Annotated in this window: 21 protein-coding genes and 1 pseudogene; 14 read left to right on the top strand and 8 right to left on the bottom strand. The window is 68.6% G+C overall.

The window, feature by feature from the left end; genetic code table 11:
* Positions 1-226 precede the first annotated feature (226 nt).
* Positions 227-991, bottom strand: coding sequence for a M15 family metallopeptidase (locus ACFYNP_RS24550; RefSeq protein ID WP_388788127.1), 765 nt, complete (start codon positions 989-991; stop codon positions 227-229).
* A 260-nt stretch (positions 992-1251) separates the two neighbouring features.
* Between ACFYNP_RS24550 and ACFYNP_RS24545 the strand changes: the two genes are divergently transcribed.
* Both ACFYNP_RS24545 and ACFYNP_RS24540 read left to right on the top strand, forming a co-directional pair.
* Positions 1252-1896 (top strand): RNA polymerase sigma factor, encoded by a 645-nt coding sequence (locus ACFYNP_RS24545; protein ID WP_388788124.1) that lies wholly within the window; start codon positions 1252-1254, stop codon positions 1894-1896.
* 77 nt (positions 1897-1973) lie between these two features.
* On the top strand, positions 1974-2822 hold the full coding sequence (locus ACFYNP_RS24540) for a hypothetical protein (RefSeq protein WP_388788121.1): 849 nt from the start codon (positions 1974-1976) through the stop codon (positions 2820-2822).
* A 1170-nt stretch (positions 2823-3992) separates the two neighbouring features.
* On the opposite strand, the gene ACFYNP_RS24535 is transcribed toward ACFYNP_RS24540, so the two are convergent.
* Together ACFYNP_RS24535 and ACFYNP_RS24530 are read right to left on the bottom strand one after the other, a co-directional pair.
* Positions 3993-4364, bottom strand: a complete 372-nt coding sequence (locus ACFYNP_RS24535) for a hypothetical protein (protein WP_388788118.1) — start codon at positions 4362-4364, stop codon at positions 3993-3995.
* Between the two features lie 4 nt (positions 4365-4368).
* Positions 4369-5463 (bottom strand): hypothetical protein, encoded by a 1095-nt coding sequence (locus tag ACFYNP_RS24530; protein WP_388788115.1) that lies wholly within the window; start codon positions 5461-5463, stop codon positions 4369-4371.
* A gap of 252 nt (positions 5464-5715) precedes the next feature.
* Between ACFYNP_RS24530 and ACFYNP_RS24525 the strand changes: the two genes are divergently transcribed.
* The gene (locus tag ACFYNP_RS24525) at positions 5716-6717 is read left to right on the top strand and encodes a DUF3710 domain-containing protein (protein ID WP_388788112.1); all 1002 of its coding nucleotides are present in this window, start codon (positions 5716-5718) and stop codon (positions 6715-6717) included.
* Between the two features lie 337 nt (positions 6718-7054).
* Here ACFYNP_RS24525 and ACFYNP_RS24520 read toward each other — a convergent pair whose 3' ends face one another.
* Complete coding sequence (locus tag ACFYNP_RS24520; protein ID WP_388788109.1) at positions 7055-7726, bottom strand: hypothetical protein; 672 nt, start codon at positions 7724-7726, stop codon at positions 7055-7057.
* A 1628-nt stretch (positions 7727-9354) separates the two neighbouring features.
* Between ACFYNP_RS24520 and ACFYNP_RS24515 the strand changes: the two genes are divergently transcribed.
* Entirely contained in the window at positions 9355-9798 is a 444-nt protein-coding gene (locus tag ACFYNP_RS24515) for a transglycosylase SLT domain-containing protein (RefSeq protein WP_388408584.1), read from the top strand.
* 33 nt (positions 9799-9831) lie between these two features.
* The gene (locus ACFYNP_RS24510) at positions 9832-10290 is read left to right on the top strand and encodes a restriction endonuclease (RefSeq protein WP_388788106.1); all 459 of its coding nucleotides are present in this window, start codon (positions 9832-9834) and stop codon (positions 10288-10290) included.
* A 488-nt stretch (positions 10291-10778) separates the two neighbouring features.
* On the opposite strand, the gene ACFYNP_RS24505 is transcribed toward ACFYNP_RS24510, so the two are convergent.
* The gene (locus ACFYNP_RS24505) at positions 10779-10961 is read right to left on the bottom strand and encodes a hypothetical protein (RefSeq protein ID WP_388408578.1); all 183 of its coding nucleotides are present in this window, start codon (positions 10959-10961) and stop codon (positions 10779-10781) included.
* Between the two features lie 48 nt (positions 10962-11009).
* On the opposite strand from ACFYNP_RS24505, the gene ACFYNP_RS24500 reads away from it, so the two are divergent.
* A complete protein-coding gene (locus ACFYNP_RS24500) occupies positions 11010-11153 on the top strand; it encodes a hypothetical protein (RefSeq protein WP_388788103.1) in 144 nt (47 codons plus the stop codon).
* A 491-nt stretch (positions 11154-11644) separates the two neighbouring features.
* Positions 11645-12229: a DinB family protein gene (locus ACFYNP_RS24495; protein WP_388788099.1), complete on the top strand. Its 585-nt coding sequence runs from the start codon at positions 11645-11647 to the stop codon at positions 12227-12229.
* Between the two features lie 467 nt (positions 12230-12696).
* On the opposite strand, the gene ACFYNP_RS24490 is transcribed toward ACFYNP_RS24495, so the two are convergent.
* The 3 genes from ACFYNP_RS24490 to ACFYNP_RS24480 all read right to left on the bottom strand — a co-directional run bounded on the left by ACFYNP_RS24490 (position 12697) and on the right by ACFYNP_RS24480 (position 15543).
* Positions 12697-13740, bottom strand: coding sequence for a S66 peptidase family protein (locus ACFYNP_RS24490; RefSeq protein ID WP_388408573.1), 1044 nt, complete (start codon positions 13738-13740; stop codon positions 12697-12699).
* 595 nt (positions 13741-14335) lie between these two features.
* Positions 14336-14770 carry a nucleoside deaminase gene (locus tag ACFYNP_RS24485; protein WP_388788096.1) on the bottom strand — a complete coding sequence of 145 codons (435 nt, stop codon included), beginning with the start codon at positions 14768-14770 and terminating at the stop codon, positions 14336-14338.
* Positions 14771-14997: 227 nt separating this feature from the next.
* Entirely contained in the window at positions 14998-15543 is a 546-nt protein-coding gene (locus ACFYNP_RS24480; RefSeq protein ID WP_388788094.1) for a hypothetical protein, read from the bottom strand.
* 225 nt (positions 15544-15768) lie between these two features.
* On the opposite strand from ACFYNP_RS24480, the gene ACFYNP_RS24475 reads away from it, so the two are divergent.
* The 7 genes and pseudogenes from ACFYNP_RS24475 to ACFYNP_RS24445 form a co-directional block, all read left to right on the top strand.
* Positions 15769-16416, top strand: coding sequence for a hypothetical protein (locus ACFYNP_RS24475; RefSeq protein WP_388788091.1), 648 nt, complete (start codon positions 15769-15771; stop codon positions 16414-16416).
* Positions 16417-16670: 254 nt separating this feature from the next.
* A complete protein-coding gene (locus ACFYNP_RS24470; protein WP_388788088.1) occupies positions 16671-17000 on the top strand; it encodes a WhiB family transcriptional regulator in 330 nt (109 codons plus the stop codon).
* A gap of 691 nt (positions 17001-17691) precedes the next feature.
* Complete coding sequence (locus ACFYNP_RS24465) at positions 17692-17853, top strand: hypothetical protein (protein WP_388408562.1); 162 nt, start codon at positions 17692-17694, stop codon at positions 17851-17853.
* A gap of 184 nt (positions 17854-18037) precedes the next feature.
* The gene (locus tag ACFYNP_RS24460; protein WP_388788085.1) at positions 18038-20359 is read left to right on the top strand and encodes a DUF4135 domain-containing protein; all 2322 of its coding nucleotides are present in this window, start codon (positions 18038-18040) and stop codon (positions 20357-20359) included.
* 23 nt (positions 20360-20382) lie between these two features.
* The gene (locus ACFYNP_RS24455) at positions 20383-21564 is read left to right on the top strand and encodes a hypothetical protein (protein WP_388788082.1); all 1182 of its coding nucleotides are present in this window, start codon (positions 20383-20385) and stop codon (positions 21562-21564) included.
* A complete protein-coding gene (locus ACFYNP_RS24450) occupies positions 21561-22871 on the top strand; it encodes a JmjC domain-containing protein (protein ID WP_388788079.1) in 1311 nt (436 codons plus the stop codon). Before ACFYNP_RS24455 ends, ACFYNP_RS24450 begins: the two co-directional genes overlap by 4 nt.
* A 242-nt stretch (positions 22872-23113) precedes the next feature.
* Positions 23114-23348, top strand: a pseudogene (locus tag ACFYNP_RS24445) (alpha/beta fold hydrolase); the annotation flags it as partial.

The following is a 23348-nucleotide window of genomic DNA, read 5'->3' as shown; positions in this document are numbered from 1 at the left end:
CGACCGGTACGGCGATCAGAACTGAGGCGCCGCGCAGCCGACGCCGTCCGGACTGCGGACTGCGGGGACGGGAGCGGGCGCACGCGTTCAGTTCAAGGGCGTCGTCAGGATCCAGCGCTCCCAGCCTTCGGCGGAGACGTCATTCACGGGTTGGGTTCTCCGTCGCCCGCCCACCAAGCCGACGGACCGGTCCTCCCGCCCGTGCGGCACGGCCTCGCGGGGAGGGTCACGCGGAGCGGCCGTTGGCCGAGAAGTGCTGATAGTCCGGCGGGTTCCAGCGGCCGCCCCACTGCCAACCCGCCGCGCGCATCGCCTTGCTGATCACGTCCCCTGGACGGATCATGCCCTTCGCCTGCTGTGACCGGTCCAGGAAGGCGGCGCCGGCAGCGGGGTAGACCTTTTCGTTCACATCGACGTACGGGTTCTCCAAGGTGTTGATGTCCACCGCGTCCCCGTACGAGTGCTGGGAGACCTCGGACGGATCGCCGGTGACCTTGCGGCAGTTGAACGCGGAGGTGTTGTCGGCGGCCATCGCCGCTTCGTCGTTGCCGCCGAATTCTGCCATCACCCGCATTTGCCGAATGGGGAATTTCGCTTGCAGAGCCTGCCCGAACACCTTCAGCAGCGGCGTCACCGCCCGCTGTCGTACGACGAGTTCGCCCCGGTGAACCTGATCGTCGAAACCCCAATGGTTCATCTGCACCAGCCTCAGCTCGGACGCCGGGACCGGGCAGCCGGCGTGCCAGCTGAGGCCAAGCTTGGCCGGTGGCACGGCGGTCACGACGGCGTCGAGCGCGGGACCCGGGATGTCGTGAGGGGGGCCTTGCGGGTGGGCTGCGGCGACGGGGCAGGGAAGGACACAGAGGGGCAGGGTGCACACAGCGAGCGCGGCGACGACGGTACGGAGTCGGGTCTTGATCACCGGACAGGCATAGCCCGTTCCGGCAGTCCGATCACGTTTGAGATCGGCGATATGGAAGATTGTGCGCAAACTTCCCCCGAATGCATCGATGGCCTTCCCGTGGCTCGTGGTGGTCCATCCGCCCCCGGCGGCCGGGACCCCGGAGCTGGGACCTGGGACCGTGACCCGTGACCCGTGACCCGTGACCCGTGACCCGTGACCCGTGACCCATGACCCGGGATCCGGTACCTGGGCCGCGTCCGCGATGCTTTCTGGCAGGGAACGGGTGTCCCTCGGAAAAGAGTTGGACCAGTGGGAACCTTCGGCCCCGTGCCGGACATGGACGGAACATGGAACTGAACGACGCTGGTCTCGCCGTACCGGTCGGCGAGACAACTGACCGGGAGCTGTGGGCGAGGGCAGTCGACGGCGACCGCGAGGCGTTCGGCCGGATCTTCGACCGCCACGGCAAGACCGTCTACAACCATCTGTTCAGGCGGACGGCCGACTGGTCCGAGGCCGAGGACCTCACGTCGACCGTGTTCTTGCATGCCTGGCGACGGCGATCGGAGACGGTGCTCGACCGCGATTCGGCGCTGCCGTGGCTGCTGGGAATCGCCAACGGCCAGTTGTCCAACACCAGGCGGCGGCTGAGACGGGCCGAGGCCCTGCTCCAGCGGCTCGTCTCGCATGACGAGTCGGTGGGCGACCACGCGGACCGCGTCGCCGTCCGGATCGACGACGAGCGTCGCATGTCGGAGATCCATCGGGCGCTGGCCCGGCTACCGCGTCACGAACGCGAGGTCGTCGAGCTGTGTGTCTGGTCGGGCCTTGACCAGCAGGCGGCCGCGGCAGCGCTCAAGGTCGCGGTCGGAACCGTGAAGTCCCGACTGCACCGGGCCCGGCGGAGGCTGGGGGCCGATCTCGGCGAAGCCACGGCCCCGGCGCCGTTCAGTTCGAAGCATTCCGTCAACGCGAAGGAGGTCGCACGATGAATGGCGAGCAGGGCATTCCCGCGGCTCCTTCCGATCGTGATCTGCCGAACCAACGGCGGACCCGGGAGGAACTACTGATGATGATCGGTCCACAGGAGAACGAGACTTCGCTGCGACGCAGATGGGGGGTGCCGCTCGGTGTCGCCGCCGGTGTGGCGGCGGTGAGCGTGGCGGCCGTGTTCGCCCTCGGCGGGACAGGGGAGGCTGGGCCGAGCGCCGCCGATCCCGCACACGGCGGTGCGGGCCCGGCGAACCCCGCTTCGGCACTGGGTTCGAGCACACCGCACGGGGCCACGTCGAACGGTTCCGGTTCGGCGCCGTCCTCGCCGTCCTCGTCGCGTGCGGCGTCGTCCAAGGCTGCTGACTTCACCATCACCGACGGGACGACGACCCCGATCGAGGCCGGGGACATCGGCAGGATTCTGTCCTCCTGCCTGGGTCCGGACGCGTCCAAGTACCACGCCGTGGTCGCGGAACGTACGCCCCTCGCCTCACCGGACTCGGACGGCGTGGTCGTCGCCGTCAACTCGGCCAAGCAGTACGTGCAGTGCCAGACGAAGGGCGACAAGGGGCAGAGCCAGGACTCTCCGCCTACGTTCATCAACGATCGCCTGTGGGGCACCGGTCACACGGTCGAGTATTTCGACTCCGTGCTCCAGCCCGCCGGGAAGGGGAAGTACCTCATGCTGGGCGCCGGACACTACACGTCCGCCGTCGCCAAGATCACCATCAGCTACGGTGACGACCCGAAGCAGTACCCGGCGCGTATGGCGGGCGGTGCGTTCGTCTACGGGGCGGCTCTCGCCTCGGACGCGCCGGCCAGCCCGCACTTCATGGGCCCGAACCCCTATGTTCACGCCTACGACGCGTCGGGCAAGGAGATCTACAACCAGGCCAAGGATCCGAGGTTCACCGACGAGAATTAGGCCGACCGCTGTTGCTCGTGGGCCTTGTGACGAGCGACGCCTGCCGCCGGTGGAGCCGCCAGGCATCCAGCACATCCCCGGTGCCGGGCCAGATTCCGTCCAGGGCCGACCGGCCCTCACTCACCGGACCCCGCTTTGAGGAAGGCCTGCCCCGGCCGGTGAACTCCTGGCCCCGACGAGCGGGCGCCGGGAGGTTCACCGGCCGGCGTGGCGGGCGGCTCCTGGACATCCGTCTCATCGGTGTCCAGGAGCGGGCTGGACGATCGGCTCGTCCAGCAGTCCGTCGCCCCGCTGCTGACGACGACGCGTGCTGAACTCGCCCAGGCATGGTCGGCAGCCACGTTCGGCCCAGCACCACCGCTGACCTGGTTCGAAGTCGTCGGCCCTCGGCCCGAATGGCGGGCATGTGCCTCAGGCGCCGCAGTGTGGGCCCACCCCGAGAAACGCTTTTCGCCACCGCACAAGTAGCACCTTCGACCCATTTCGAGATTCCGGCCAAGCTCCGAATGGCTCATTAACGCCGCCGCGGCGCTCGCGGGCGAGTTCGGCGAAGTTGACTGGCAGGCGACGCGAGCCGCCTGGCGCGGCCCCACCCCGGTGTCCCTCGCGCTCGTGACCCACTGGAAGTCCAGCCCTCTCGTGGCCTTCGCGTTCACCACCCCGCACATACCTCAAGGGGCCCCGCGAGGTTCCTCCTCACCCACAGTGCGACGGCACTCCGAGCTGCCGGCGCATCCGGACTCACCCTGGTGGTCACCAACGGCAACCCGCCGCTCGCCTCTACACCCACCTGGGCTTCGCCCCGGTCGGCTGAGCCGCGGACGGTGCTCAAGGCCTGTTCCATAGAACGGAGATGGGCCGCACGGTTCATGATGTGGTTGGCGGCGAGGTCGGGACTGTGCAGGTGGGCCACGACTTACAGCAGGGTGACTCCATCGCCTCTTGTTACGAGGGCTGGGCGCGGTGCCGTCCGCCGGGCCGCCAATCCGGAACCCGTCGTCCGGTCTCCGGTCACACTGCCACCAACCCCACCACGGCCGCCGCCGCAATGACGAGAACGCCCACGACGTTGACGACCATGTCGGGCTTCCAGGAGCGGCGTTCGGCGTCGGTGTCCGGGACGAAGGTGGCCGGGTCGTCAGGGGCGTAGTCGATCGTGACGTTCCGGCCCTAGAAGCCGAGCAGAGCCCACGGCCAGCCCCAGTCGAGCGCGGCGGTGACGAGCAGACCGGCGTAGGCGAGGAAGGCCGCGAAGGTCGGCCAGCCGAGTCCGCGACCGCCCTCGGAGGGATCGTCGGTGAACCGGAAGGCGTGCGGCCTGCCGCGCGGGTAATGGATGCCGACCTCCCGGCCCGTCCAGGCCACGGTGATCCGCTCGCCCCGCTCGCCGTCGTTGGTGACGGTGAACTCCCGCCCGGTGGAGGGGTCTTGGAAGGTGACGACGACGGCTATCCCCTCGCGCGGAGATCCTCCGTGCCGGGGCTCTCCCACCCGGTCGATCCGCCCCGTCGTCCGTACCGTCCGCTGCGGGGTCCGGACCACCACTTCACCGTGCGGGTAAGCGGCGCACGACGTTGCCTTGGCCATCCGCGTCCAGTGAGGCCGTGCCCCCGGGGCCGTTCACGACGACTCTGATGACAAGGGAACCGGTGAGACGGTCGGTGATGATCTGCCAGTTCGTGGGGGAGTGGACGCCGAGGGTGGTCCTGGCCTCTTCGACCAGGGCGGCGAACCGGTCGTAGGGCAGCGCACGGGGGTCGAACTCCGGGGAGCGTGCGCCTGTTGGCGCGAACACGATCGACAGCAGACGCTCCTGGACGACGACGGTGAGCGCCTGGCGTGTGTCCTCACCTCTGGTCAGCGAGCCGACAGCCCGGTCCAGCTCCCCCTTGCCGAGAAACGACTGCCCCGGCCCCAGGGTGACCGTTCCGGAGGCTGACGACACCACCGTGGTTGCTGACGTGGAGGAGACGGTGGGCCGCGCGGCTGAGGGCGGCTTCGTGGCGTCGTCCCGGTTCAGGAGGTCGCCACGGAACAGCACGGTCACTGCGGCCGCACCGAGCAGGAGGCCGAGGACCAGGATGAACGCGAAGGCACAGCCCTCCGGGGGAGCGGCCACCTTTGCGGCCTCGGGTACCGAGTCGAGGCGGGCGGAGGCCGCTCGGTCCTCCCACTCCGGTGTCGGCCGCTTGACGATCCGCACCCGCCACGGCCGGTCGGACGGGTACTGGACCACGACGACACCGCGCGGCCGGTAGTCGGACAGGTCCACGAGGTTGACGTCCTGCGTGGTCTCCACGCGGTACGCCGGCTCGTCGTCCGGCACGACGGAGAGCTCGAACCGCACAGGTATGTCGCCTGACTCGCCCCCGATGGCCTTCAGGGTCTCGATCACCGCGAGCGCGGTGCGAGGCACGGCGTCGGCCTCCCGAGCACGCCTCGGCGCACCGGCAAGGAAGAACAGCAGTCCGTAGACCATGGGCAGAAGCAACCCCGCCACGAACAGAGGCACGTTCGCGATGATCCCGCCCACGACGAGCGCGGCCAGCGAAGTCCCGGCCACGCCGCCGGTCAGGAAACCCCGTGCAAGCGCGAGGGGCGTGTGGTGCGTGGGTGGGGGCGCACCGGGGGTGATCGTCATAGGGGCGATTGTGCTGGGCTCAGGTGACGGCCGGTAGACCTCGGCATGAGCTTCTGGCGGCCCGCGACGCGGTTCGGGCTGCCGCCGGCGAAGGACTCCAGGAGTACTCCACGAAGCAATGTCGGATCGGCACTGATCCGTACCCGGTACAGCGGGCGGGCAGGATGGTGGACGGCTCGCAGACCCCTGCGGCCCATGGTCCGGCAGCAGTCGGCGGCATGGCGGGAATCGTCACAGTGAGGGGCTGGCAGCGTGCCAGAAGACGGCTCCACTGAAGTGCACATCGCGACGAAGAGGATTGTTGATGAGTTCCGTCAGCGAGGTGCACTGACTCCGGAGAGCGTGGTGTCCGCCGGATTCGGACAGTGGGACCGGGTGGTACCCAGCTGGCTCATCCTCAGCGCTCTCATGTCGGTGGTCAGGGCCAGAGGGGAGAAGGGGAGATCCGCCGCGGCCCAAGTCCCCGTGGATCTCACGAAGACAGGCCTGAGTCACGATGAGGCGGCTCTGGTTGTCGCTTCACTTCTCGGTGACGTTGCCGGTGCTTGGGACGTGCAAGCGCGCGGTCTGCTCACGTTGCAGAGCATGCTGGGCCTGTTCTGCGCCATGGCCGACGAGGATTCGCTGTCTCCACAGCAGCTCGATGATCTCTACGAGATAGGGGAGGAGATCTGCCGGGAGACAGTGCGGAGCGGAGACCGGATCCGGCCGCCCGTGCGTGGTGTGGAGATGGGACCTTGGGATGCCAGTGAAGAAGCAGCACCCCGGCTCGACCGCGTCGACCTGGGAGGACTGAGAGTCCCCTCGTCAGACGGCTTTGAACTCCAGCCGATGTATGCCGGTGAGAGCATTCTTGCGGTCACCGTGATCCAGGGGCCGACGGCGATTCAGCTCCAGGCCTTCAGATCGGAGCGGGCCGGATCCTGGGAGGGAATTCGGCAGGAACTGCTCAACCGGATTCGCCTGCTGGGCGGTTCCGCGAGCGAGTGGTTTGGCCCCGTCGGTGTCGAGATCAGAGCCGAGGTTCCCGTGACCGACCCGGCAGGGAGGCCGGCCAGACGACGCATCAAGATACTTGGCTGCGATGGCCCACGTTGGACACTGCGCGGCTTCGTGTCGGGACTGGGAGGGGAACCCGACAGTACCGACGACTGGGCCTACGAGACGTTCACGGAAACCGTGGTGGTCCCAGACGTCTGGGACGGCCGCGACACAACCATCGCCCTGCGATGGCCCCAAGCTGAACGCCAATGAAGCCGTCCCTGTCCGATTCATGGAAAGCTCTCGCAATGGGAGCAACGGCGCGCTGTACCGCTCGGTGCGCGACAACGGCGGCTGACGGAACGGGAGCTGTCGCAGTCGGTGTCGCCGACTCCCGCCGGAGCCCAACCGTCCGCGTCGCAGAAGCGTCTGCTGCCCCTGCGCGATCAACTACCGGGTAGCTCCCCACTACCGGGCAGCTACCCGAATGCCATGGCCGTCGGGCCGGAAGCCGATCCGCCGGCCCATCCCGCAGTTGTTGACCCGCCGAGCCGGGATGCCGCCCCGTGCATGAGGTGCGGATCGCCGACGGCAAGGCGGGTGCCTTTCGTCATTCGTGCTCACGACCGACCCGCCCGAGCCGTAGATCTTGGTAGAGGAACCACGCCGTACCTCCTGCGATCACTCCGCAGACCGTCGGCACGACCGCCCACGGGAGTCCCGCCCACGCAGTGACGAGGCCTACTCCGGCACAACTGGCCCCCGTGACGATGAGCAGCCACTTGCCGTACGCACGCCAGGTGAAGTGCCCGGTATTGCGTGGCCTGGTCAGATACACCGCGCCGAACATCAGGCACAACGCCGCGCTCAGGCCCGCGAAGGTGCCGACAGCGACTGCGATCTGGGGTTCGTCGCGAGGCGCATCGACGGAGGTCTGTCGCTCGTCCCCCACGGCGACCGCTACGACGATCCCACGCCACACGGTGCCGGTGAGCTTGTCACCATCCTCCAGCCCTCCTAGCACGGGGTTACGGTTGCCGAACAGCACATCCGTCCTGGCGAAGGGAGGCGGGCCGAGGAGGGTGAGCCGGAGATCCCTGACGGTCTTGTGCGTGCCCTCAACGGTGAACGCGATGTCCCGGAGGCAGTCCTGCGCCCTCAGTATCTCCGTGTGGGCGGGGCACGGCTTGGCCTCCTTGTACTCCCGGTACGAGGCCAGGTCCGTCGGCAGCCAGCTGGTGAAACTGGTGTAGCAGGTCAGGGCCGCGAGCACGGACAGCATGATCAGCGCTGTGCCCACCAGCCGGTTGCGGCCCGCACTGTGCCGAGACGGCACCGGTCCGTCCACTGCCTGGACTGCACTGCCGTCTGTCGTCGTCATTTTCACGTGTCTCTCTGCCGTTCCCACCCCTGTGAAGCCAGTGTGCTCCACTCGCGATCATGCAGGCAAGGAAGGAGAGCCAGTGGCATCGGGAGTCATATCCATGGCAGTTGGCCGCGGCCATACGTTCCGGAGTGGCGCCTGGCCGGTGGGTTTGCCCCTGCACCCGGCAATGCGGGGCCGCCGAGGCGTGCAACATGCCGATGTACGCCATGCACTCAACCCTGCCGGTTCCCTGGCCGAACCCATCCCTCTCAAGCGCAGAGCTGCCTTGGTGCAATGGACTCGGGACATCGAGGAATCCCCCGGCGTCTACCGCTCACCCATCCCGCGTGATCCAGGTCCAGGGTGTCGCGGGATCGTCGCCGTGCCGCCGGCGTCGCCAGGCAGCCACGAGTGCGGTGGTGGTGATCCGAAGGAAGCGGCCCAGCCGCAAGTGTGGGGGCGGTGTTGGGCTACCGAGGCGTTGCATAGCTGGGGCTCCTCCGCGTCCTCGAAGACGAAGATTACGCCCGAGGCGGGGACACGAATCGCGCACTGACCCTCAAGAGTCAGCGGCTCGTACTCCTCCCACCGGCACCCGGCTCGCCCCAGCGTTCTCAGGACATCTCCGTATGCCGGATACCCAGGAAACGTCTCCACCCGGCCCGGCTCCCGCGTCGGCCATTGCATCGTGGGCAGGTCCGTCTGGATGGCGATCGACTCGATTACCTGGCAATGGGCCTGGCAGGTGGCGACCTCCAGGCTGCCGTACGCGTACAGATACGGCAGTCCGTCGGCCCCGATGGATGAGCCATGGGCCCACGGTTCTCCCAACGCGGCTGTAACGGTCTTGAGTTGGGCGCCGACGCGTGCCGCGCCGATGCGGCCGGTTTGAGCGAAGGGGATGAGGACGTCCAGAACGGTCATGTGGTGCAGGCTTTCACGGTGCCGTCCGCCGCTCCATTGCCGTGGCAGTGCGGTGGAGCGGAAGCCCTCGAACCGGACAGCCACTCTCAGGAGCAACCAGGGCCACTGAATCTCGCGGAACGCCCACGGGCAGACGCTCGCCGATGCAACCCCTATGCACCCTGATGCACCTTGGTCGCGGCGCTGCCGCGCGGCGCCCGCCGCACCGGTGGCGCCTTCGATCTCGGTGCCCGGTTCGCTCATCCCCCTTCGATCAAGGGTCTGTTTTGGATGCGACCCACACCATCAAGGCGTACGAATCGTAGCAATCCGTAATATTCGGGCATATTTCTCGTGAGGCGGCCCACAGGACCTTGGTCACATACGAGCAGGCCTAGTGGCCCACGGACGCGGCCCCGGCAGTACTCGTTCACCCCCCACGCCCGGCGCGTATCGGGTCGGCCGCCCGACTCGGCAGGGGTAGTGGTTCGGCCTCGCTGCGAAGCCGGTTAGTAACAGCGGGGCATTGCCAGGCCATCGGGACATCGGTAGAACTGGATGAGTCGCCAGGCGGCACGGGTGCTTCACCCGCCGCAGACGAAGCCCTCCCCGTCGTGTGAGTGGCTCACGCATGCCCCGGCATGCCGCGACCGCCCTTGTCCCCTTCGGAAGGCATCTTCGTGTCCAACGCAGTCATCCGCCGCATCGCCGCTTCCAAGAAGACCCTCGCGGGCACCGTCGTCGCCGTCGGTGTCGCCGGTTCCCTGTTCGCCACGGTTCCCGCCCAGGCGGCCCCGACGAACGCCAAGGCGATCGCCCAGCAGATGATCAAGGACCCGGCGCAGTTCGCCGCCTTCAGCAAGATCGTTTCCCACGAGAGCGGCTGGAACCACACCGCCACGAACTCCTCCTCCGGTGCTTACGGCCTGGTCCAGGCCCTTCCTGCGTCGAAGATGGCGTCCGCCGGTGCGGACTGGAAGACCAACCCGGCCACGCAGATCAAGTGGGGTCTCGACTACATGAACTCCCGCTACGGCAGCCCCGTCGGCGCCTGGAACTTCTGGCAGGCCCACCACTGGTACTGAGTCACCAGCTGACTCAAGTCAGTTCCCTCCGAAATGCCCGTCGCTGAAGCGGCGGGCGTTTTTGGTTGCGGCGGCGCGGCGTGGCAGGAGTTCGAGACGTACGTCGCGGAACTGTCCCGGCGGGATGGTTGTACCAAGGTCGTCGTCAGCGGCGGCAGCGGTGACCTGGGCGCCGACGTCATCGGCTATTTCGCTGACGGTCGCAAACTCGTCATCCAGTGCAAGAAGTACGCGCCGCACCGCAGCGTGCCGTCCCAGGACATGCAGAAGTTCGTCGGCACCGCACGTCTCGAACACGGCGCGGACGTCGCTCTCTTCGTCACCACCTGCCGCGCGTTCACCAAGGCAGCCATGGGGCTGGCGCTGCGCCAGGACATCGTGGCGGTACACCGTGACTTGCTGGGAGCCTGGGTCAAAGGTGCGCACCTGGACAGCCTGATCCTGCTGAACGGCAGTGGTGGCAGCGGCCCACGGCAGCGACCCTCTGCCTGATCGCAGCCCCGGGTGCCCCGTGCTGGGCCGGCAGATCGCGGCGGTCCCGGCACGGCCAGCTCGCCGTTCAGATACACGCCGGCTCGTCTCGGTCCACCTGGGGGCCGGGCCCTATCCGCCGTTCCGAAGAAACCCTGCCGCAGTGGTATCGGAGACCCACTGCACAGGGAGACCAGAGTGGGGCGGCCCGCTCCCCGCCGCCCGAGGCCCGCTGCTGGTGGCAGCTGCGGCTGGCGGCTGACGATGCTTGTGTATCGAGTACCAAAAGCACGGCCTGCGTGATGCATGGCCCGCCCGTTGGCGGGCACAAGGTCAACACCTCACGGTCGGATGCCCCCCATCTGGCCGCGTGCTGCGGCCCCGCCTCCTCAACCCCCGAGACGAGTGGCGGGGCCGCAGCGGGGCTTCGTCGGGGCGAGATGACGCGCTCTCCGCCCTGAGGACAGGGTTCGCGATGAGTGTGCCAGGCTACGGGGTGGTGAGGCTGGTCAGCGGAGACGGTCCCGGGAGGGGAATTGCGTGATCTGCTCGTCGAGCCAGGTGTAGGTCTCCAGATAGGACAGGTAGCCGGCATGTGCGAAGACCAGCACCCCGCCGATGGGCTGCCCATGGGCATCGACGACTTCGGCCTCGGCGACAACTGGATCACCGGCGATGAGGGCGGCAGGCACGAGAGCCTCGTCCAGGCTGAGGTCAACGCTGGCGCAGGAGCACGGGCAGTGCCCGGTCACCCGCAGGTGCGGTATCTGCGCTCGCAGGGCACCATGCACAAGGTCGTCGTTCTTGAGCAGTGCCTCAAGGAGTTCTACCGCTTCTGCGGGTACTCGATCATCGGTCGTGCTGGCTTCCATGTCCTGACCTGAACATCCGACCAGGTTGAACGTCAAACCGGATTTCCAGTACGTCTTGGCACCCGGGGCTGTTCACGGGGAGCCGGGGCCGGAGCCGAAGCCGGATTCCGCCTCAGTACCCCTTCCTGTGCGCTGCCCGGAACCCCATCCCGTTGGTCACTCTGCGATGGCTCCCAACCACCCCCGTATTAACCGGACTTCGGCAGGTGCGACTTCTGCCGGGTCCGCTCCTCGCTTGTGTGGTTTCCTCGCCCCATGGGCGTTCCAACGAGCCGGGACCGGGACCGGTGGGTGTGTCATCAGCGGCAGTCGTCCGAGACAATGACTTCTCGCCAGCATGCTTGCCCTGCTTCGAAGTTGTCCCACGTGGCAAGTTCCGCGAGCTTCTTGAGTAGCTCAGGGGCAGTAGGCAGTGGGCACGGTCTGGCTTCGGCTCTGCTGGTTAGTGCGGTGCAGATCAGGGATCTTGAGGTCACGAGCAGCCCGTGGCAGGCTCATGCCGCATGATCGATGAGTTCGCGAAGGACAACCTGCACGGGAGACTGCGGCGGGACCGCGAGGCGCTGCTCTGGAAGCTCGACGGCCTGTCCGAATACGACGCGCGCCGACCTTTGACAGCGAGCGGAACCAACCTGCTTGGCCTGGTCAAACACGTGGCCGGCGTGGAGGCCAGGTATTTCGGCGAGGTCTTCGACCGGCCGTCCCCGGAACCGCTGCCGCCGTGGCAAAACCACGATGGCAGTGACCTGTGGGCGGCTGAGGACGAGGCGCGCGATGAGCTCATCGAGTCCTACCGCCGCACGTGGGAACACTCGGACGCGACGATCAATGAGCTTGCCCTCGATGCCCCCGGCCGTGTGCCGTGGTGGCCGGAGCCCTACACCAGCACGAACCTGTTCGCCATCCTGGTCCACGTCCTCGGTGAGACCAACCGGCATGCCGGGCATGCCGACATCCTGCGCGAAAGCGTGGACGGGCGGACTGGAATGCGCCCCGAACACGAGATGCAGATCGATGAGAACGCCCGTACCGCCTACTGCGCGAAGATCGAGCAGGCCGCCAGATCGGCCGCATCAGGTAAGGCATAGAGGGCTGTCCCCTGTCCCTACGTGACCTGATGTTCGAGCGGCATGATGCCGACCATGGTTACTCAACTGTCGAAGCGTGTGGTTCCTGGCAGCAAGCTCCACGTGATGTCCGAGGCCCGGGGCTTCCCGCTTGCCGTCGCCGTGTCGAGTGCGGACGTGCATCCAGGCTCGCCCGCACCCGCCCGTCCTCGGCATCCCGGCCGTCCCCGCCCCCCGGTCCTTCGGTCTAGCCAGTGTGACGGAAGGCGACGTCACTTGGACGACCCCGGGAAGGGAATCGAGGGCGAACGATGCGTCCGCGCGGGGTATGGGGAGCTGTAGCAGGGCACGGGCGGATGGTGTCCTCGACGAGAGTGCCGGAGGACGAGAATGCGGGAGGTCCTGTTGGCCGCTCTGGCGTGGTGGTCCGGTTGCCCAGAGGGCGGGGCGACGCGAGGTTGCCACTGCTCGCATCCCTGGGCGCCGGCTCAGTAGGTGACGGTGATCCGGCGGGCCGGGCCGTCCACTCGAATTCGTCCTCCGAGGGGGATCACAAGTTGCGGGTCGGTGTGGCCCAGGTCGACGTCGAACACGACCATGGTGTCGGAGGCGTACTGCTGGAGTGCTCGTAGGACGGCCTCTCGCTGTTGCCGACGGTAGTGCGCCCTTTCCGCAACGCTGAACTGGTTCTCGAATGACCAGCTCTTCGCCCTGCCCATCAGCAGTGCGGGGAACTGCTGGAGCAGCCCGCGTTCGCCCATATTCCGCAGGATCCGGTACACCTCGTCTGCGCGCGGCATCTCCTCGGAGGTTTCCAGGAAGAGCACGTTGCCGGCGTAGGCGTCGACCGGCAGCACCTCGCGGTCGGCCATCAGGAGCCAAGAGATGATCTCCAGATTGCCACCCCAGCCGAGCCCTTCGACGGCCCGATCCGCGTTGTGCCAGGACCAGCCGTCAGTGGGTGCCATGTCCGGCTCGGACTCGAAGGTGCGCGGGTCCTCCCAGGGGCGGTCGATGTCGCCAGAAGTGCTCGACGGCGTGAGGACGTAGTCGCCAGAGGTGAACAGTGCGGCCCGCAGGGAGTCCGCGGTCAACGGGTGCATCGCTCCGGGCCGTCCGAACTGCACCATGACTGAGCTTCCGTGGTAGCTGACGATGCCCAGGTTCCGCAGGAACAGCAGCAGATTGGTGTTGTCGCTGTAGCCGAAGAACGGCTTGGGATGGGAGCGGAGGAGATCGCGGTCGAGGTAGGGCAGGACAGTGAGTTGGTCGTCGCCGCCGATGCTGGCGATCACTGCCTTGATGTCGGGGTCCGCGAAGGCGGCGTGGATGTCCGCAGCCCGTTCGCGCGGTGTCGCACCCATCTTCCGGGTCGTCGGATATTCCACCGTCTTGAGTCCGAAGTCGTCCTGGAGTCTGCGAAGTCCCAATTCGTGGGGCAGAGGGAGGAGGCCGGGCAGGCCAGACGCAGGCGACAGTACCGCGACCCGATCTCCCGGGCGGGGCTTGGCAGGGTAAAGAGGAATCGTCATCTGAAGATCGTAGGCGGCGGCAGGTCTTGAGCCGCACGATTTTCTCTCCCGCAAGGTCCTCTCCGTCGGCCGCCTGGTATCCATGCGGAGCAGCAGGTTTCGGGTTCGCGGTTGGCGGGAGTACGAGCGATGGTGTCCGTGTGTGAGGCGTCGTGCGGTGCCGGCCGCGCCGCGGGCCGTCCTCGCACTCGGGTCACGGCTCTCCCCGTCCTCGTCGACGCACCGTCAAATCTGCGGGCACCTCGACTGCAAGAGGCCGCGATCTGGGCGGAGTTGGTCAGGCCGACGTCGGGCAGGGCAGCAAGCGCCATAGCCGGCCCGAATCGAGCGCTTCACGCAAGGCCTGTCGGCGCTCGGTGTGCGTGGTGCCGGCGTGCGGCGTCCGAAGAGTCCCCTTCAGGGATTTCGCCCGAGGTGCATCACTTCATGAGCAAGCATCCACGCATGCAACATGCCCCGGGAGCGGGCAGGCACGACCGGGACCACTGGCGGAGGGCCGCCGACCGCGTGCATCCTTCGGAGTGACTGATGTGCGTCGGAGCGCTGCTCTGCGTACTCCGGCGGAGTGCGTGATGGCCTTGGACTGAGCCAAGGGTCAGGCTCCGATGTCCTCGTGCCAGAGTTCAGGCCGGTTCTCGATGAAGGTGCTGAGGAGTTGCCGGCACTCGGGGTCCTGGATCACCACGATCTCCACACCGTGTTGAGCCAGCCAGTCGTGACCACCGGAGAAGTTCATCGTGTCACCGACTACCACGCGTGAAATGCCGAACTGGCGGACCAGGCCACTGCAGTACCAACACGGCGAGAGGGTCGTCGCCAGGGTCGTGCCGCGGTAGCCGCGCCGGCGTCCGGCAGCGCGAAACGCGACTGTCTCGGCATGCAGGGTGGGGTCGTCGTCCTGCACCCGGCGATTGTGCCCTCGGCCGAGCAGCGTGGAACGGTCCGGCGCGTACAGCGCCGCGCCGATAGGGACACCGCCCTCGGCGTAACCGAGGCGAGCCTCTGACACGGCGCTTCGCAGCATCTCCATGTCTTGTTCCGACGGCACCTGGGCCCTCCCTCGATCCGTTCGTTGTGCGGATGGTCCGATCGGGCCGGTACGTAAGTCTGGTCGCTGCCCGGATCCAGTGCAAGCCAGGAGTGGCCCCGCGGCCACCGCGGCGTGATCGGGGCCGCCAGCCGTCAAGCGAGACGCGGGCGCGAGGGGTCGGATCTCCAAGGGATCGAGGGGGGACGGCCCTTTGCCGGAACAGCCCTTTACCCGTGCCAGTCCGAGTTGCGCAGGCACTCGGTGGTCAGGCTGGCTGTCACGCTGTTGAAGGGCAGGGCCTCGGTGGGGCGTTCATGGCGTGAGGTGATGGTGGCACTGCCCGAACCGGGCATCTTCAGAGTTGCGGAGACCTCGCCGTTCACTGATGCGATGCGGTCGGGGTGCGGCCCTTTCCACCCTTTGGCCTCCATCCGTGTGACGACTTCGCGCACGAGCTGCGTGGGCGAGCGCTTGTCCGAAGGGGACACGTAGAGATTGATGTAGGCGGACCCGATGACTTCGCTCTCATCCGTGGAGTCGCCGATGAAGTCCGTGGGGTGGCACCCGTTGTGTCCGCCGGGGGATTCATCCGGTTTGTTGCGAGGGTCAACGGCCTTCACAGCATCCAGAGTGGGCTGGTACATCACATCCCACGCCTGTCGGTCAGACCGTGCGGAAGGGTCGACGCGGCCGGCGCAGCCAGTGGTGGTGCCCGCGACGGCGAGCAGGGCGGCGGCGCGCAGTGTCCAGGTGAGCGGCAGGGAGCGAGACATGTCTTCACCTCACCTCAATGTGGCAGCTCTGTCTTGAGTACGGGTACTCAGGGGTCCTCGTTCACCGTGGCCGTGGCCGTGGCCGTGGCCGTGACCGTGACCGTGACCGCACCGCTCGGTCTTCTCGCCCGAACCTTGCAGTTGCGCGGGGCAGGGGGGCGATGGGGGTGTCTGCCGTGCGGATGCTCGAAGCTCGTCGTGGGTGGTGACGTCTATGCTGCCCTGATGGCTGGAGCAGTGGATATGAAGAAGTCGCAGGACAAGGGTGTCGACAAGGGGCTGTACTTCCTGTTCACCCTCGCGGTGGTGGGGCTCGGATGGGTCATCGCGGCGGTCAACACCGGTATCGCGTATGTCGCGTTGGGCACGGAGGTCATCCCGATCGTTACCGGGTTCATCGGATGCCTGGTCTTCGTGATCGCCTTGCGTTTTCTGCACCATGCGTGGTGGCTCGCGTTCCTCTCCGTAGTACCGGCGGTCTTCGTGCTCGTAGGTTCGGTCGAGTACGCCCCCGGAGCCGCGCTTGAGAGTCGGGGCGTTCACGAGAAGGTGCGCATTTCCGCCGACAGTGCCGCTGCTGACGGTGGCTCAAGCCACCGGTTCACCCTCATAGGTCCGTCAGGTGAGCTCAAGGAGACCCTGGACTATGACGGCGGGCACCCGAAGTGGAGCGTGGGGGACCGCATCGAGATCGTGAGGGACCCGGAAGGAGTCGTCCCGATGGAGGCCTCGTCCGACGTCGATGCCAGCGGCCAACTCGGGGCTCTCGTCATGGGCGTGGCCGGATGGACGGGCATCGCCCTGCTGGCGGGACGCCGCGGATTCGTGCGTCGCCGGGCCGGTAGGCACCCCGCGTTCGAGGACATCGACTGACGCCTGCCCCTGGTGATCGATCCGCCCACGTCTCTTTTTTGCGCATCGTGCGGCCGCCAGGAGTCCCTCACGTGTGTCTGGCTGCAACAAGCGGCGACACACACGGCGTCGTGGGAGCCGTCAAGCTCCCTTCACCCGAAGGGATTGCTTACGCGTGAGGAGACCTCCATGCCTGGCGCATTTGCCGTAGCGTTCTCGGACTGCGCCTGCCCAGGGGAGTGCGGCAGGCCGGACCGGGAGAGGACGGCGTTGAGGTGGCGCGAGACGAACATGACACCTGGGCGGAACGAGGGCTGTGCCGAAAAGTCGACCCGGACATACTGTTCGTCGAAGGAGCAGCTCAGAACCATGCCAAAGCCCTGTGCACCGGCTGCCCGGTGCGCACCGAGTGTCTTGCTCACGCCCTCGACAACCGCATCGACCACGGTGTGTGGGGCGGTACCACGGAACGGGACAGGCGCGCGCTCCTGCGACGTCGGCCCACGGTGACCTCTTGGCGCAACCTGCTGGAGGCGGCCCGCGCTGAATACGGTCGGCAGAGCACGCCTCAGGATCCGGACGCAGGGTGGACCCAAGCGGTTTGATCACCCTCTGGGGGTGGACGACTGGGGGTGGACGACCGCCGGATCGACCGCCAGATCGATCACAGGAGATGGGCTCGGTCGATGTCGGCGGTCATGTCAAGGGGGCCGCCCGTCGCAAGTACCCCAGCAGTGATGGTCCTTCCGGCAGCAGCACCATCGCCCTTTGCAGGGAGAACGAGGTGAGACGTTCCGGTGTGGTGGCTGCCCGATGCCCCGCTTCCCGAAACCGGTGGCGGGCCCGTGACCGCCCATTCCCACAGACTGCTGATGCCCCCGTCGCCTTCCGCGCCGCTCACGACCACGGACGCCGGCCAGATCGGAACCAGAAGACCTTCTCACGCAGGATCGTGCCGAACATGACCCTCTGGCCGTCCGGGCTGTTTCCGTCGGCCCTCCGACGCAGGGAGTGGCGCCATGGCGGCTGGTCCCAGGGGCGGTTGACGGGTTCGGCCGATGAGGTAGGAGCCTCACGTTCCGTATGTGCCCGGCCGAGCGGGGCGCCCACCGGGGCGTGTGCCGCCGCAGGTGACGTGAGCGTACGAACTCTTGACAGGTGCATGGGCCATTGCGAGGCTGTCAAGCGGCCAACGGCCTTGTGATCTCCAGCAAGTCTTGCGTACGACCCAGCTCTCCGGCCGGGACATCCGGTCGGTTGTGGTTCCGTGTGTCCTTGATATGTCAGGAGGAAGCGATGAACGCTGTTGCGGTGCAGGACCCCCAGAATGCGGCGCCGGTCGGCGACGATGAGTTCGACCTGGTGATCGGCGATCTTGAGCAGGAGCTCGTGCCGAGCCCGGCGGCCGGTGCCCCGCAGGCCAGCACCTGTATACGCGTCTACTGCATCATGGACTGACCAACGCGCGACTGCACGGGCGGTGCCCTCGGCAACGACGGCCCCGCCCGTAGCTTTGGGCCAGGGCCGGGCACGGACGGGTGGGGATGCGGTGCCGGACGTCTTGTGGGAGCTGCCCGAACTCGGCGCGGCGAGAGCGCCGGAGGTGGAGCGGAGCCGTCAACTCCCTGACGGAGCACGGAAAGTGGTGGACTCTCTGGCCGCCGGAGGTGCCCAGGGGATGTTCCCGCCCGTCGTGACGGACGGGCCGGAGGGAACCGTTCTCGTCCTGCGCCACTTGGGTGGCGCGGCAGAGGCCGAGGCGCTCGCGTGCGCGCTGACCGATGCCCGCTTCGCGCCCCTCACCGCGGCCCTGGAACGGCTCGACGACTGGTGCCTGCGGGCCGCGCCCCGATGGGCGGGGCTGATCGCACCCCAGGTGCTCGACGTGACCCGTGGCGAGCTGTTCGGCCCCCTGAGCACGGAGATCTTCGAAGCGTGCCTGACCTGGGACCGGCGGCGGGTCGCCGACTTCGCGGCCCTGCGTGTCGCTCAGTTCGAGCGCTTCCTCGACCTCTTTCTGACCCGCCTCGATCGCGATCGGGCGGCGGGGCTGCCCGATGTGCCGGGGCTCGACGGCCCGGTGAGTGGGATATGGGCTCATGGCGATGAGACGCACAACGGCGGCGGGCGGGTCCTGCGTGTGGAGTTCGCCGGAGGCGGACGCCTTGCCTACAAGCCCCGGCCCGCCTCCGGTGAGGTGCTGTTCCTGGCCGAAGGCTCCGACGGGGCCCCCGCCGGTTCGGTGTTCGCACTGCTCAACAGCCTGCCGACGGTTTCCGGACCGGTCCGGCTCCCGGTGCTGCGCTGCCGGATGGGCCAGGGCCCCGGCGGGGCGGACTACAGCTGGCACGAGTGGATCGAACCGCCCCGGACCATCGGCGTCCTGCGCACCGACCAGGAACTCGCCCTGCGGGGAACGGTGTTGGAGCCGACGGCGGCCCGGCGCTTCTGGCACCGGGCCGGCGCGCTCGCGGCGACCGGCTTCGCGTTCGGGATGGCCGACCTCATCGGACCCAATCTGCCGGCCGGGACGCGGCCGGGGGACGACGAGCCGCTGCTGTACCCGGTGGACCTTGAGGTGTACTTCACCGACTCGGACCGGCTGTCCGCCACCGGCCTGGTTCAGGATCCGGCCGGTGGCCCGCACCATGTGGGCCTGGAGAACGTGCCCCGCTGGTGCGATCTGGACGGGCCGCCGACCTGCTGGACCGCGGGAAGCGACGGAGTGCTGCGCCTGGTACGCAGAACTCGCCCGCTGGCGCGCACCTGGACGCGGTCGGTGGTCGCGGACACCGAAGGACGCGTCGGCTACGGGCCCTACCTGGGCGCGATGCTGCGCGGCATGTTCGACGCCTGGACCCTGATGTGCCGCAACCGCGAGCGCATCGCCACATTCGTCGCGGAGCGCGCACCGGAACATGTCGTACGCGTCCTCGCCCGGCCCACCCGAGAGTACGCCGATGCCCTCACTGCGGACCGCGACGGTGTCACCTCTGCCTTCGCCCCGGATGAACGGGCGCAGTTGGCGCGGGGGGACGTGCCGTACTTCTTCCGCACGGCCGCCGGAGGACGGCTGAAGACGCTCCCGGGGCCGGGTGGACCTGCCGTCGAGGCCGAGCTGCCAGAACCCGCCGGCTGGACGCCGACGGCCGTCGTACGCGAGGGGCGCAGGCTCGACCTGGCCCGGCTCGGCCTCGCGCTGCGCGGCGCAGTCGAGCACGTCTTCACCGACCTGGCCGGGCCGGACGTCCGCCTGCACGGGGACGGCGTAAGGATCGCCCTGCACGGTCCGCACCACGGCGAGGTGTCCTTCGACTGGGCCGAAACGGGGCGACGGATCACCTACGCCTGGGACGAGACCAAGCTCCGCCTGCGGATCGACGGCATGGGTGAGGCGGAGGGGCCGGGTGGGTCGCGCGCGGATGCCGCGCGAACGGCCGACGGCATCAGGGAGCGGCTGCTGCGCCTCGGCCGGGTGGACGCGGCTCTGCGTACACCGTGGGCCGCCGGGGGTTTCGCGGACGCCCAACTGGAGGCGAAGCTGAGGCGGTTGACCGACACCGCTGCCAACTGGCTCGACGGCGTGATCGCGGAACACGGCTGGCCGGGGCAGCGGCTCGTGGGCCCCGAAGCGTCGGCCGTCGCGAGCGGGCTGGTTCAGCACGTGGTGGAGCGGACCGACTTCCAGCGGCGCTGCCTGCGGCTCGTGGAACTGGCTGCGGCGGACGGCGATGTTCCGTTGCGTGACGTGGCGTATCTGACCGACGCACTGCGCTGGGAGGAGGGGCGGGAGCAGGTGTACGGGACGAAGTTCCGCAAGGTGGCGGGGGAACTGGTGCCCTGCCCCATCGAAGACGCGTCCCGCGTGGACGCACGCCGGGCCGGTGTGGGCCTGGGGCCGCTGGGGGAGTACGCCGCGCGGCTGCGCGAGCGCTTCGCGAACGCCGACGGGGTGTCGGCTTGAGGGAGACGGAAGGACAGCGCCACGTGACCTGGGACGGATTCGCCGCACAGTACTGGGGGCGACGGCCGACCCGGCTGACGGCTCCCTCGCCTCTGGACGCCGCGCGGGCCCACGAGTTGGTCGTCGAGTCGGCCGAGCCGTTCCGCGCGGGAACCGTCTACCGAGCACTGCCGAAGGTCCGCCTGCACACCTCGCGCGGGTGGCTGGGCGCGCCCGGACGGCTGCTGCCCGATGCCGAAGACAAGAGCGCACAGCAGTACCTGGCGCGCGCGGGTGGGGAGTTGGACGTTCCGGGGCTCCTGTTGAGCGTGCGCCAGCCACTGCACCTGGATCACGGTGTGTGGGCGGCGGTGCGGGACGAGCTGGCCGGACTGTGGCGCGCGGTCGGCTGGCCGTCCCTGCCCGTGGAGTCCGAGCTGACCGAGGCGGAACAATTCACCTGGGACCGGGGCATGGGTGCCCCCGGTGAGCACGCGGTCCTGATCTGGGTCCTCGACGGGGCCATGGAGGTGGAACTGCGGCCGGAGGCGGGACACGCTCCCATCGAACTGGCCGCGTCCACAGGTGAGTTGCTGTACTGGCCGGAGGGGTACCGCAGCCGGGAACGGTACCCGCAGCGGTGCGTGACCCTGCGCGTCCAAGTGCCCCGGGCTCGGCATCTGGTCACGGCGGCGGTCAGAACCCTGCTCGCGGACGCCGTGCACGAGCGCCTGGGCCACGACGGATCGGTGCCTCTCCTGCCGTTCCCCGCGCCCACCACACCCGACGGCCCGACAGCTGTCGCGCCCGAACTCGCGCGGGTCGGCGAGGCTGCCGGAGCGGCCCTGGCCGAGGGAGGCCCGGCCCGCGCGCTCCGAGCGCGCTGGGCCGCTCTGCGTTCGGCGGCCGGGCTCGACCCGGCGCCGCCACCACGCCCGAGTGCACCACCGGCTGCCGGCCGACGCTTCAAGGTGGTGGAGGAGATCGTACGGATACCCGACGGGCCGGGCCGGTGGATCTGGGCCGCCGGCGGACACTCCTTTCCCGTGGGCGGCGCTGCGGGAAAGCGGATCGCCGAACAACTCACCGTGGGAAGGGAGTTGACCGTCGCCGAACTCTGCCACGCGGTCGGCGCGGACGAGCACAACACCGCCGTGCCCGCCCTCCTCGGCAAACTGGCGGGGCTGCGGGCGGTCGAGATGCTGGACGAGCGGGGGCAGGAATGACGCGCACGGAGCTGCACCAGGGGCACGGGGTGAGCGTGGAAGAGCGCTTCGACTGGGCCGAGTTCGTCGAGCGGTACTGGGACCGGCGGCCCGTGCTGTACAAGTGCGTCCGGCGGGCCCCCTTCCAGGAGGACGAGGTCTTTGAGGCCGCTTTGCGGGCTACCCGTACGCTCGACCCGCATCTCATCCCGTCCCACACTCAGTTCGCGGTCGGCCGATTCCAGCAGACGACCCCCGGACAGTGGCTGCCGCGCGCCGCGGACGGCACGTTCACGGGCTACGGGGAGCGTCTGGCCACTTCGGCCGAGGAGGTCCGTGCGGAGGGGTACGCGCTGATCGTGCACGCCTTCCACGGCTTCCACGCCGCGCAATGGGAACGCGAGCGGGCGTTCTTCGCGGGGCTGTGGGAGCAGGTGGGCCTGCCCACCACGGGGGCGATCACTACCCTCTTCCACGGCACGTACGAGCACACACCGGTCGGCGTGCACAAGGACCGCTTCGCCACCTTCCTCTTCGCGCTGCAGGGCCGCAAGCGGATGCGGTTCTGGACGCACCGCCCCTGGACACATGCGGCGACCACGGTCCTGGACTACGAGCCCTACCTCGCCGAGTCGTTCACCGCCGAGGTGGAGCCCGGTGACCTCCTGTACTGGCCCGCCAGCCACTACCACGTCGGCGAGAGCGTGGGGAAGTCGATGGCGACCAGCGTCAACGTGGGGGTCCCCAGGGAGAACCACCGTGCCGTGTACGACCTCGACGACCTGCTCGTCGAGCATGACGCCCGCTCCCTGATGGATCCTGACGCCGGACTCGCGCGGCTGTCCGCCGCCGCGGCACCCCTGTCGGTCCCCGACCCTGCGACCGCCGGACTGCCGCCCGTCTTCGAACAGGCCCTCGTGGAATTCGGCACGTACACCGAGGCGTCGCGCATGCGGGACCGGGCCGTGGTGCAGTCCCTGCGGACCTGGACAGCCGGGGGCCTGCGCCCCGCCCCGCCGCCCGACGAACCGCACCCTCTGCGCGACGAGGTCGTCGTACGAGCCCCCGCGCGCGTGCTGTGGGGCGAGAGCGAGGGCGTGCGGGTGTGCGCGGTCAATGGCCATGCGGTGGCCACTGCCCTGGACGCGGAGTATGTGTGCCGCATGCTGCGCCTCCTGGACAGTCCCGGCGTCGCGGTGCGGGACCTGCTCGCCGCTCTCCCGGACGACGACTTCGCGCCCACCGACGAGACATTGCCCGCGAGCAGGTCGGGCGCCCGCCGCCTCCTGGAGACGCTGGAGAGCTTCCGGGGGCTCACCCGGCTGTGACCCCAGGACCTCGTCCATGCTTGGTCTTCGTCGCCCCTGACCAGGTGCGGGCGGCGAAGCGACGTGCGGAGAACGTCGGAGCGCCGGGGCTGGGGGCGCCGTCGGGGGGACTCTGACCGCCGGAAGCGCTGCCGCTCCGCAATCAACTCAGCCCTCCCAGGATGGAGGTGGCAGGTGACGCTACGGTTCGCGCGTGCGTCCCCTCATCGGGGCCGGTTTCCGCGCACTCACCACGGCACTCGGCCGTCGACCTGCCGGGACACGGCTTCGACGCGCCCTTGCCCAGCGGATACCTCCAGCCGGGCCAGCCGGGCCTGCTGACCGAGAAGTCCGCGCTCGCCGGCGTGACGATGGACGACTGCGCCGCGGCCGTCCTGGACATACTGCGCCAGGCCCGCCACCACCGTCGTGTGGTGCTCGTCGCGCACAGCGCGGGCGGCGGCCCCGCGTCACTGGCCGCCGAGCGCGCACCCGAAC

Origin of the sequence: Streptomyces sp. NPDC006691 (assembly GCF_042869955.1) — a bacterium.
Lineage (GTDB): Bacteria > Actinomycetota > Actinomycetes > Streptomycetales > Streptomycetaceae > Streptomyces.
Note: the sequence above shows the minus strand (reverse complement) of the source record. Positions and strands in the feature narration are given on the sequence as shown.